Raw genomic sequence first — 10,022 nt, forward strand, 5'->3', positions numbered from 1 at the left:
GGCGGCCTCTTCCGCGGCCTTCTTCTTGGCGGCGGCTTCTTCCTTGGCCTGCTCGGCGGCGAGCGCGGACTGTTTGACCAGGGCCTCGTGGTGGGCCTGGCTGTCGGCCTTCTGAGAGGTGAGGGCGACCGGCTTGTTCGGCAGGTCCTGGGCCGTCGTCTTGGCGCCGGCGTCGCCGCCGGGGACGACCGCGATGGCTATGGCGGCCGCACCGGCGGCCGCGATTCCGGCGGCGGAGTACTTGTGCGTCTTGGTCAGACGGTTGTAGCCGGGGATGCTGGGCAGGGGCATGGCGGAGTAGACCTCTTCCAATCGCTTTGAGTCGCAGGCCAAATCGGCGCGCAGAGCGCCGTTCCTGGATCTACGGCGCCGTGCGACTGGGGGAAATTCTTAGCTGCCGCAAAAACTTGTCGCAAAGGCGTGACATACGATGCTGCTTAGTGGATAAGTAGGCCGCTCATGCCCGCGCGAACGGCCGTCATCCCCGCTCAGTCGGCTATGAAACGGCCACTAAGCTCGTTCGTAGGTGATTTAGGTCCTGTGTCCGGGCTCACATCGCGGAGCCTCTCATATTGCGCGGTGTGCCGACGCAAATGCACAGGGTGTTTGTATTTTCCACCCCTGTAACAGCCCCTTCGGGCGCTCCGTGTGCGCCGTTCGACCTAGGGCTCAGGTCTTATCAGGTGGCCGCCGACCGGCCGATATGGCTTGTGGGTGGCGGTCGGTACGGTAATGCTCATGACGAAAGGACGGGGCGGCGGAACCGGCGCCGGGCTGAGTCGGGTGAGTGGTGCGCTGCTCGCCATGAGCCGCCATCTGGAAGTCCGTGATGTCCTAAAGACCATCGTTGTGTCCGCCCGTGAGCTGCTCGATGCGGAGTATGCCGCTCTGGGGGTTCCAGACGATCACGGGGGTTTCGCCCAGTTCGTAGTAGATGGAGTGAGCGAGGAGCAGTGGAAGGCCATCGGCCCGCTGCCCCGGCAGCACGGCATTCTCGCCGCCATGCTCAAGGACGCCACTCCGCAGCGGCTCGCCGATGTACGACTTGATCCGCGTTTTGGTGGATGGCCATCAGCTCATCCTGATATGTCGGATTTTCTGGGTCTTCCCATTGCCGACGGCGATGAAGTCCTCGGCGCGGTATTCCTCGCCAACAAGCGCTGCCCCAAGCCCCAGGGCGGCTGCGGTTTCACCGCGGAGGACGAGGAACTGCTGGCCATCCTGGCCCAGCACGCCGCCATCGCCCTGACCAACGCCCGGCTCTACGAGCGCAGCCGCGAACTCACCATCGCCGGTGAACGCGCCCGGCTCGCCCACGAACTGCACGACGCGGTCTCCCAGAAGCTCTTCTCGCTGCGGCTGACCGCCCAGGCCGCCACGGCCCTCGTGGACCGCGACCCGGCCCGCGCCAAGGACGAGCTCCAGCAGATCGCGCTCCTCGCCGCCGAGGCCGCCGACGAGCTGCGCTCCGCCGTCGTGGAGCTGCGGCCCGCCGCCCTCGACGAGGACGGCCTGGTGGCGACCCTGAGGACGCAGGTGCGGGTGCTCGACCGGGCCCACTCCGCCCGCGTCACCTTCGCCTCCCACGGTGTGCGGGCGCTGCCCGCCGCCCAGGAGGAGGCGCTGCTGCGGGTGGCCCAGGAGGCCCTGCACAACGCCCTGCGCCACGCCGACGCGCGACAGGTCGACGTCACCCTCACCCGGCACGGCCAGGGCGCCCGGCTCCGCGTCGTCGACGACGGCAGGGGCTTCGACCCCTCGGCCGTCCGGCGCGCCGGACGCCACCTCGGACTGGTGTCGATGCGGGACCGGGCCGGCGGCGTCGGCGGCGGCCTGGCCGTGGAGTCGGCGCCCGGCAAGGGCACCGCGATCGAGATGGAGGTGCCCGGTGGCTGACCCGGGACGGATTCGGGTGCTGCTCGTCGACGACCACCAGGTGGTGCGGCGCGGACTGCGGACCTTCCTCGAGGTCCAGGACGACATCGAGGTGGTCGGCGAGGCGCCGGACGGCAAGGAGGGGGTCGCCCGCGCCGAGGAGCTGCGCCCCGACGTCGTCCTCATGGACGTGAAGATGCCCGGCGTCGACGGCATCGAGGCGCTGCGCACCCTGCGCGACCTCGACAACCCCGCCCGGGTCCTGGTCGTGACCAGCTTCACCGAGAAGCGCACCGTGGTCCCCGCCCTGCGCGCGGGCGCCGCGGGCTACGTCTACAAGGACGTGGACCCCGAGGCGCTCGCCCGCGCCATCCGGTCCGTCCACTCGGGGCATGTGCTGCTCCAGCCCGAGGTGGCGCTCGCGCTGCTCTCCCAGGAGGAGAACGGCGGCGGCCAGGGGCGCGGCGGCTCGCTCACCGAGCGCGAACGCGAGGTGCTCGCCCTGATCGCGGACGGCCGGTCCAACCGGGAGATCGCCCGTGCGCTGGTGCTATCCGAAAAGACCGTGAAGACCCATGTGTCCAATATTCTAATGAAATTGGATCTCGCCGACCGCACTCAGGCCGCGCTCTGGGCCGTACGGCATGGGATCGGGGCCTGACCAGCGTTTCTCCGGGAAATCACACTACCGTGTAACCATCACTCGAACAGCGCAACTCGTCACGGGCCGGGGCGTTCTTCACGGCGTACTGCGGCGGACCGCCGCAGCGACGCGTTTATTGGATGAAGGGTCTTGAGAAGTGAAGAACATCAAGAGGTTCGCTGCCATCACGATCGCGGCCGGCGGGCTCGCCGTCGCCGGTGCCGGTGCCGCCTCCGCCCAGGGCCCCCAGGCCGACGGTGGGGCCATGACGTCCCCGGGCGCCGTCGCCGGTAACAACATCCAGGCCCCCATCCACGTGCCCGTGGGGGTCTGCAGCAACACCATCTCCGTGCTCGGGTCCCTGAACTACGCCTACCCCGGCGTCTGCCGCTGACCATTCCCGCCCAGGCGGATACCCGACGCTCCACCGGCCGGCCCCGGAGGCACCCGCCTCCGGGGCCGGCCCCATGGCGCTCCCGCGGGACTCAGGCCCCGCCCCGCTCCTCCACATATGCGTTGTACGCCGCCACCTGCGCCCGCCGCGAGGTGCGCTCCACCGGCCGCAGCGCCTCGGCCCGCGCCGCGATCTCCGACGCGCTCACCGCGCCGCCGTGCTCCCGGCCGTCCCCGCCCGCCGTGTACGCGATGTCCACCAGCGCGCCCACCCGCTGCGCCAGCTCCAGCACCCGGATGGCCCGCGGCGGATAGCCCGGGGCCAGCACCTCGCGCCCCCGCTCGGCCCGCGCCCGGTACGCCTCCAGCGCCGCCTCCGCCACCGGACCGGATCCGGCCACATTCAGCCGCGAGAGCACCTCCGTGGCCTCCCGCAGCGCCTCCGCGAGCTCCCGCTCGGCCTCGCTCAGCGACGGCACATCGGCCGGCGGCGCCTCCCGCACGCCCTGGCACCGCCACACCACCTCGACGTGCTGATCGCCCTCGGGCCCGGCCGCCGACACCTCGGGCACCAGACCGAGCGTGGCCCCCGTCGCGATCACCGCCTCGCCCGCGTCGAGCGCGTGGGCGTTGAACTCCGGCGGACCGCTCAGCCCCAGGGGGTGCCCCGCTATGGGCAGCGCCACCCGCAGCCCCGTGGCCCCGAGTGCCCGCAGCCGCCCCAGCGCCAGCGTGAGCCCCACCGGCCCGGACTCCCCCGGAAGCCCGGCCACACGGTGCGACGCGTCCTCTCCCGCGATGCGGTGCGCGGCCTCATCGGGGGAGACAAGTCCGGCAAGAAGGGCATTTCCCCAAGCTGCGAGGCGCCCTGAACGTGGTTCATCGAGCATGGAACCAGCCTAAGGACTGCCACCGACACCGTGTGGCGTAGGTTTTCCCCAGGGGGCTGCGCCCACAGGCGCACGCACGACTCGAGACTGCAATGGGAGACAACGCGCTCATGAGCGAGGTTCTGGAGCTGCTGGACGTATCGGTGGTCCGCGATGGTCGGGCTCTGGTGGACGAGGTCTCCTGGTCGATCAAAGAGGGGGAGCGCTGGATCATCCTCGGCCCCAACGGCGCGGGTAAGACCACCCTCCTCAACCTCGCCTCGAGCTATCTCTTCCCGAGTACCGGAAGCGCCCGCATCCTCGGCGAGCGACTCGGCCACGTCGACGTCTTCGAGCTGCGCCCGCGCATCGGCATGGCGGGCATCGCCATGGCCGACAAGCTGCCGCGCAACCAGACCGTCCTCCAGACGGTCCTCACCGCCGCCTACGGCATGACGGCGCACTGGCTGGAGGACTACGAAGCGGTCGACGAGAGCCGCGCCCGCGCCTTCCTCGACCGCCTCGGCATGAACGACTACCTCAACCGGAAGTTCGGCACCCTCTCCGAGGGCGAGCGCAAGCGCACTCTCATCGCCCGCGCCATGATGACCGACCCCGAGCTGCTGCTCCTCGACGAGCCCGCGGCCGGACTCGACCTCGGCGGCCGCGAGGACCTCGTCCGCCGCCTCGGACGGCTCGCCCGCGACCCGCTCGCTCCGTCGATGATCATGGTGACACATCACGTCGAGGAAATCCCCCCCGGCTTCACCCACGTTCTGATGATCCGCCAGGGCAGAGTGCTCACCGCGGGCCCCGTCGAGACCGAGCTGACCTCCCGCAACCTCTCCCGCTGCTTCGGACTCCCGCTGGTCGTCGAGCGCAACGGCGCCCGCTGGACCGCCCAGGGCCTGCCGCTGAAGTGATGTCCGCCGCCCCCGCGCCCGCCGTGCCACCGGCAGGTGATCCGCGCACTGTCCCCGAGGACCGACGACAACTACCATGACCCTGTGGATCCGTGGGTGTGGTGGCTGATCGCCGCCGTAGGACTGGGTATTCCGCTCGTGCTGACCGCGATGCCCGAATTCGGGATGGTCGCGGTCGGCGCCGTGGCCGGTGCCATCACCGATGCGCTCGGCGCTGGTGTCGTGCTCCAGGTCGTCGTCTTCTGCGCCGTCTCCGTCGCGCTGATCGCCGTCGTACGGCCGATGGCCGTCCGCAGCCGCCGCCAGCAACCCGAGCTGCGCAGCGGCATCGAGGCGCTGAAGGGACGCCAGGCCGTCGTCCTGGAGCGCGTCGACCACGGCGGCGGCGGCCGGATCAAACTCGCGGGCGAGGTGTGGTCGGCGCGCTCGCTCGACCCCGGCCAGAGCTACGAACCCGGGCAGCAGGTCGACGTGGTGGAAATCGACGGCGCGACGGCCGTCGTCATGTAGACGTGGTACCGGAAGAGTCCTCACAAGAGCTGAGGACAACCCGGTTGAGCTGCGGAGTCGACCAACAATCTGACAGACTCCATCCTCGGGAACCATCAGATCTGATCATCCCGACCATCCGAACCGCCGCATGAAGGGCACGGGGAGCCGCTGTGGAACCGATCATCATCGTCCTGATCATCCTCGTGGTGCTGGTGTTCATCGCACTGATCAAGACGATCCAGGTCATCCCACAGGCCAGTGCCGCCATCGTGGAGCGCTTCGGCCGCTACACCCGCACCCTCAACGCGGGGCTGAACATCGTCGTTCCGTTCATCGACTCGATCCGCAACCGCGTCGACCTCCGCGAACAGGTCGTGCCCTTCCCCCCGCAGCCGGTGATCACCCAGGACAACCTGGTCGTGAACATCGACACCGTCATCTACTACCAGGTGACCGACGCCCGCGCCGCCACCTACGAGGTCGCCAGCTACATCCAGGCGATCGAGCAGCTGACCGTCACCACCCTGCGGAACATCATCGGCGGCATGGACCTCGAGCGCACCCTGACCTCCCGTGAGGAGATCAACGCGGCGCTGCGCGGCGTCCTCGACGAGGCCACCGGCAAGTGGGGCATCCGCGTCAACCGCGTCGAGCTGAAGGCCATCGAGCCGCCGACCTCCATCCAGGACTCGATGGAGAAGCAGATGCGCGCCGACCGTGACAAGCGCGCCGCGATCCTCCAGGCCGAAGGTGTCCGGCAGTCCGAGATCCTGCGGGCCGAAGGTGAGAAGCAGTCCGCGATCCTGCGGGCCGAGGGTGAGTCCAAGGCCGCCGCGCTGCGCGCCGAGGGCGAGGCCCAGGCGATCCGTACGGTCTTCGAGTCCATCCACGCCGGAGACCCGGACCAGAAGCTGCTCTCGTACCAGTACCTCCAGATGCTGCCGAAGATCGCCGAGGGCGACGCCAACAAGCTCTGGATCGTGCCCAGCGAGATCGGCGACGCCCTCAAGGGACTCGGCGGGGCCATGGGCAACTTCGGCCCGTTGACCGGCGGCGGAAACGGCGGCGGCGCCCCCGTCGCCACCGGCAAGGAGCCCGCCCCGCGCCGCGAACAGCCCACGATCGACTGACGGACGCGACGGACCGGCTGACCGATCGAACAACGGCGGGGCGGGTCTTCCCACCGCGCCCCGCCGAGCGGCCGACCACGCCCCGCCGAGCCGGCCGAGGAGACGGCCCCGGGGCCCAGGGCCCTCCGGACGGATCTGCGGCGCGGAACGCCTCCTCAGGCGGGCAGCGCCAGCCACTCCGGAAGCCCGTCCCGGTCCGCCGCCCCCAGCGCCAGCAGCAGCGCGTCCGAGGGCGTCGGCTCGAACGGCGCCCGAAGCAGCCGCATCCCCGCCTGCTCCGGAGTCCGGTCCGCCTTACGGTGGTTGTCCTCGGCGCAGGAGGCCACCGTGTTCAGCCAGGTGTCCCCGCCCCCGCGCGACCGCGGCACCACATGGTCCACGGTCGTCGCCCGGCGGCCGCAGTACGCGCACCGGTGCTGGTCCCGGACCAGCACCCCGCGCCGCGACCACGGGGCGCGTCTTCGGAACGGCACCCGTACGTAACGGCACAGCCGGATCACCCGCGGCAGCGGCAGATCGACGTCCGCGGCCCGCACCCGCAGCCCCGGGTGGGCGTGTTCGACGACGGCCTTGTCCTGGAGGACCAGCACCACGGCGCGCCGCAGCGTCACCCGCGCCAGCGGCTCGAAGCTCGCGTTCAGAACCAGCGTCTCGCGCATCCCGACCACCCCCGCCTCCCGGTGTCCCGGCCCCGTCCGGACGTGCGCGGGGCCGGGATCAACTCTGGCCGGGAGCCTGGCCGAGAACAACGCAATTTCGCCGCGTCAGCCCGCGGCCGGCACCTCGTACTCCCCGATCAGCTGGGCACGTCCCAGCGTGTGGAACCGCAGATTGAAGCCGACCACCGCGGGCGAGGCGTCCGCGTCCGGGCCGAGCTTCTCCGTGTCCACCGCGTAGACGGTGAACACATAGCGGTGCGGACCGTCCCCGGGCGGCGGCGCGGCCCCGCCGAAGTCACGGGTGCCGTAGTCGTTGCGCGCCTGGACCGCACCCTCGGGCAGACCGGCGAAGCCACCGGAGCCCGCACCCGCCGGAAGTTCGGTCACCGTGGCCGGGATGTCGAACACCACCCAGTGCCAGAAACCGCTGCCCGTCGGCGCGTCGGGGTCGAAGCAGGTGACGGCGAAACTCTTCGTACCCTCCGGGAACCCCTCCCAGCGCAGCTGCGGCGAGGTGTTCCCCTCCGCGTGCACCTGGGCGGACTTGAGCGTGCCGCCCGGCTCCACGTCGTCGCTCACCACCGTGAACGACGGGACCGGTGGGTGGAAATCATGGGGAAGCGGCGGCCGGTTCTGCTCGGACACGTCGAGAACCTCCTCGAAGTCGCAGTGGATCATCTCCGCGGCCAGCCTAACGAGACCGGTACCCGGCGGGCTGGCACCATGGCGCCCATGACCGGCCCCACCCTCGCCCTCCACCTGCGCCTCGACGGCGTGACGGACAAGGACGACTTCCTCGACCGCTGCGCCCGGGACCTGCGCTTTCCCGACTGGTACGGGCGCAACTGGGACGCCCTCGCCGACTGCCTCACCGATCTGTCCTGGTGGGCCGAGGGCGGCGAGCCCAGCGGCTGTCTGCTGGACATCCAGGGCTGGCCGGCCTTCCGTGACGCGGACCCCGACGCCGCCGCGATCGCGGCGGACATCCTCGCCGACGCGGAGGCGTACTGGGCGGCGCAGGGGCGACCGCTGGTGGTGCGCTACGACGACGGGCCCTGACACACGACGGCCGGGCCCTCACCGCGCCGGGCCCGGCCACTCCACGGCCGGGCCCTCAGTGCCGGGCCCGGCCACTCCTCGGCCGGGTCGTGACACACGGCGCGGGGCGCACACCGACACGCCTTCGGTGCGCGCCCCGCGCGGGAGTTCATCGCAGGGGGACCCTCAGAACCAGTTGCGCTTGCCGCCGACCTCGGCGAGCCACTGGTTCAAGTACCCGGCCCAGTCGGTGTCCTGGAAGGACGACAGGTTCATGGTGAACGACCGGTAGGTGTCGCTGCCCTCGGTGAACAGCCCCGACTTCTTGTCCATCTCCAGCACCACGTCCATCTCGCGGTCGTCCGCGACGAAGGACAGCTCCACCTGGTTGAGACCCCGGTACTGGTCCGGCGCGTAGAACTCGATCTCCTGGTAGAAGGGCAGCCGCTGCCGGGTCCCGCGGATGTGGCCCTTCTCCAGGTCCGCGCTCTTGAACCGGAATCCGAGGGCGCCGAAGGCGTCCAGGATCGCCTGCTGGGCGGGGAGCGGATGCACATTGATCGGGTCGAGATCGCCGGAGTCCACCGCACGCGCGATCGCCAGCTCCGTGGTCACCCCCACGTTCATCCCGGTCAGATGCCGGCCCAGGAACATGGTGATCGGGGTCTCCCAGGGGATCTCCAGGCCGAACTGCACCGCGTGCACCGCACCCGGCTGCACCTCGAACGCACCGCCCAGCTGCTGCCGGGTGAACTCGATGTCCTGCTTGTACTCCTGGTCGTTGCCCTCCACCTCGACCCGCGCCTGCAGGCCGACCGAGAGCCCCTCGATCTGCTGCGCGACCGAGCCACCCTGGATACGGACCTCGCCCTGCACGATGCCACCCGGGACGACGTTCTCCTCGGTGAGCACCGTCTCCACCGAAGCGCCACCGGCACCCAGACTCGCGAGCAGCTTCTTGAAGCCCATGTTCTCCCTTTCAAGGACGCGACTGCGTCTTGACTCGATCGCACTCGATCACTGTTGACACGTAGGAACGCGAAACAGCTGTGGGCGGTTCCGCGGTCATACCCTGGCAGCGGACCGGTGCCGCCTCCAACCACCGGTTCATATCCGTTCCACTACGCTCGGGCCGCGTGACAGCAGGACCTGACCGCAAGCCGCTCGACCGTTCCTTCTTCGACCGACCCGTCCTCGAGGTCGCGCCCGACCTCCTGGGCCGCGTCCTGGTGCGACGCACCCCGGACGGGCCGATCGCATTGCGCCTGACCGAGGTGGAGGCGTACGCGGGCCCGGCAGATCCGGGTTCGCACGCCTACCGGGGCCGCACCGAGCGCAATGCCGTGATGTTCGGCCCCCCGGGTCATGCGTACGTCTACTTCACCTACGGCATGTGGCACTGCCTCAACCTGGTCTGCGGACCGGAGGGTCACCCCAGCGGGGTGCTGCTGCGCGCGGGCGAGGTGCTGCACGGCCATGAGCGGGCCCATGAGCGACGGCCGAAGGCCCGTAACGACCATGAGCTGGCCAAGGGGCCGGCCCGGCTGGCCACCGCCCTCGGCGTGGACCGCCGACTGGACGGCAGCGATGTCTGCGCGGGGCCGGATGCCCCGCTGGGCATACTCACCGGCCACCCCGCCCGCCCCGACCAGGTGCTCAGCGGTCCGCGCACCGGTGTGGGCGGCGAGGGCGCAACTCACCCCTGGCGCTTCTGGATCGACGGTGAGCCCTCGGTGAGCCCGTACCGGGCGCACACCCCGCGCCGACGGAACTCGACGCGCCGTCAGATCGGAACTTGACTCTGTTGGACCGGGGGCCTAACGTAGCCCGAGCCGCTTGAGACGGGCAGCGCTGTCGGCGCGATCATGAGATCGAGTCACCGCAGCCCGGAGCGGCCAACCACTACCGACAATCCCCGAGCAGGGTCCTCTTTCGCTGCGCGAAATCAAGACCCGGGGCTCCGATTAGGAGCCCGGCGGGAAATTGGTTAAAGTAGTGGG

The 10,022-nt window shown here is 70.3% G+C and carries 12 protein-coding genes and 1 pseudogene; 8 read left to right on the plus strand and 5 right to left on the minus strand.

Annotated features, from left to right (window positions below; all coding sequences use genetic code 11):
- Positions 1 to 291, minus strand: a pseudogene (locus AXW62_RS36110) (transglycosylase SLT domain-containing protein); the annotation flags it as partial.
- Positions 292 to 732: 441 nt separating this feature from the next.
- Here AXW62_RS36110 and AXW62_RS36115 point away from each other — a divergent pair.
- From AXW62_RS36115 to AXW62_RS36125, 3 genes are all read left to right on the plus strand, one after another.
- The gene (locus tag AXW62_RS36115; protein ID WP_174556470.1) at positions 733 to 1,896 is read left to right on the plus strand and encodes a GAF domain-containing sensor histidine kinase; all 1,164 of its coding nucleotides are present in this window, start codon (positions 733 to 735) and stop codon (positions 1,894 to 1,896) included.
- Entirely contained in the window at positions 1,889 to 2,536 is a 648-nt protein-coding gene (locus tag AXW62_RS36120) for a response regulator (protein ID WP_060948134.1), read from the plus strand. The genes AXW62_RS36115 and AXW62_RS36120 overlap by 8 nt, the downstream gene beginning before the upstream one ends.
- Positions 2,537 to 2,675: 139 nt before the next feature.
- Positions 2,676 to 2,912, plus strand: a complete 237-nt coding sequence (locus tag AXW62_RS36125) for a chaplin (RefSeq protein ID WP_030841336.1) — start codon at positions 2,676 to 2,678, stop codon at positions 2,910 to 2,912.
- 91 nt (positions 2,913 to 3,003) lie between these two features.
- Here the strand turns inward: AXW62_RS36125 and AXW62_RS36130 are convergent, their stop codons facing one another.
- Positions 3,004 to 3,801, minus strand: coding sequence for an Rv1486c family protein (locus AXW62_RS36130; RefSeq protein ID WP_060948135.1), 798 nt, complete (start codon positions 3,799 to 3,801; stop codon positions 3,004 to 3,006).
- A gap of 110 nt (positions 3,802 to 3,911) precedes the next feature.
- Here AXW62_RS36130 and AXW62_RS36135 point away from each other — a divergent pair, with 110 nt between their 5' ends.
- The 3 genes from AXW62_RS36135 to AXW62_RS36145 all read left to right on the plus strand — a co-directional run bounded on the left by AXW62_RS36135 (position 3,912) and on the right by AXW62_RS36145 (position 6,325).
- A complete protein-coding gene (locus AXW62_RS36135) occupies positions 3,912 to 4,703 on the plus strand; it encodes an ABC transporter ATP-binding protein (RefSeq protein ID WP_030841340.1) in 792 nt (263 codons plus the stop codon).
- Positions 4,704 to 4,787: 84 nt separating this feature from the next.
- Positions 4,788 to 5,213, plus strand: coding sequence for an NfeD family protein (locus AXW62_RS36140; protein WP_252368860.1), 426 nt, complete (start codon positions 4,788 to 4,790; stop codon positions 5,211 to 5,213).
- Between the two features lie 152 nt (positions 5,214 to 5,365).
- A complete protein-coding gene (locus AXW62_RS36145; protein WP_030841343.1) occupies positions 5,366 to 6,325 on the plus strand; it encodes an SPFH domain-containing protein in 960 nt (319 codons plus the stop codon).
- Between the two features lie 155 nt (positions 6,326 to 6,480).
- Here the strand turns inward: AXW62_RS36145 and AXW62_RS36150 are convergent, their stop codons facing one another.
- Together AXW62_RS36150 and AXW62_RS36155 are read right to left on the minus strand one after the other, a co-directional pair.
- Complete coding sequence (locus tag AXW62_RS36150; RefSeq protein WP_030841344.1) at positions 6,481 to 6,984, minus strand: HNH endonuclease; 504 nt, start codon at positions 6,982 to 6,984, stop codon at positions 6,481 to 6,483.
- A gap of 105 nt (positions 6,985 to 7,089) precedes the next feature.
- Positions 7,090 to 7,629: a YbhB/YbcL family Raf kinase inhibitor-like protein gene (locus AXW62_RS36155; RefSeq protein WP_030841346.1), complete on the minus strand. Its 540-nt coding sequence runs from the start codon at positions 7,627 to 7,629 to the stop codon at positions 7,090 to 7,092.
- Between the two features lie 87 nt (positions 7,630 to 7,716).
- Here AXW62_RS36155 and AXW62_RS36160 point away from each other — a divergent pair, with 87 nt between their 5' ends.
- Positions 7,717 to 8,043: a barstar family protein gene (locus AXW62_RS36160; protein WP_236257503.1), complete on the plus strand. Its 327-nt coding sequence runs from the start codon at positions 7,717 to 7,719 to the stop codon at positions 8,041 to 8,043.
- A gap of 165 nt (positions 8,044 to 8,208) precedes the next feature.
- Here the strand turns inward: AXW62_RS36160 and AXW62_RS36165 are convergent, their stop codons facing one another.
- On the minus strand, positions 8,209 to 8,991 hold the full coding sequence (locus AXW62_RS36165) for a sporulation protein (protein ID WP_030841351.1): 783 nt from the start codon (positions 8,989 to 8,991) through the stop codon (positions 8,209 to 8,211).
- Between the two features lie 167 nt (positions 8,992 to 9,158).
- On the opposite strand from AXW62_RS36165, the gene AXW62_RS36170 reads away from it, so the two are divergent.
- Positions 9,159 to 9,821 (plus strand): DNA-3-methyladenine glycosylase, encoded by a 663-nt coding sequence (locus AXW62_RS36170; protein WP_030841353.1) that lies wholly within the window; start codon positions 9,159 to 9,161, stop codon positions 9,819 to 9,821.
- The last annotated feature ends 201 nt before the right edge of the window (positions 9,822 to 10,022 follow it).

This window comes from Streptomyces hygroscopicus subsp. hygroscopicus, from assembly GCF_001553455.1.
In the GTDB taxonomy this organism is placed as follows: Bacteria; Actinomycetota; Actinomycetes; order Streptomycetales; family Streptomycetaceae; genus Streptomyces; species Streptomyces hygroscopicus.

Coding starts and splice junctions, on each gene's coding strand:
- AXW62_RS36150 (WP_030841344.1), bottom strand. CDS start 6,984: ATGCGCGAGACGCTGGTTCTGAACGCGAGCTTCGAGCCGCTGGCGCGG.
- AXW62_RS36135 (WP_030841340.1), top strand. CDS start 3,912: ATGAGCGAGGTTCTGGAGCTGCTGGACGTATCGGTGGTCCGCGATGGT.
- AXW62_RS36115 (WP_174556470.1), top strand. CDS start 733: ATGCTCATGACGAAAGGACGGGGCGGCGGAACCGGCGCCGGGCTGAGT.
- AXW62_RS36160 (WP_236257503.1), top strand. CDS start 7,717: ATGACCGGCCCCACCCTCGCCCTCCACCTGCGCCTCGACGGCGTGACG.
- AXW62_RS36165 (WP_030841351.1), bottom strand. CDS start 8,991: ATGGGCTTCAAGAAGCTGCTCGCGAGTCTGGGTGCCGGTGGCGCTTCG.
- AXW62_RS36130 (WP_060948135.1), bottom strand. CDS start 3,801: ATGCTCGATGAACCACGTTCAGGGCGCCTCGCAGCTTGGGGAAATGCC.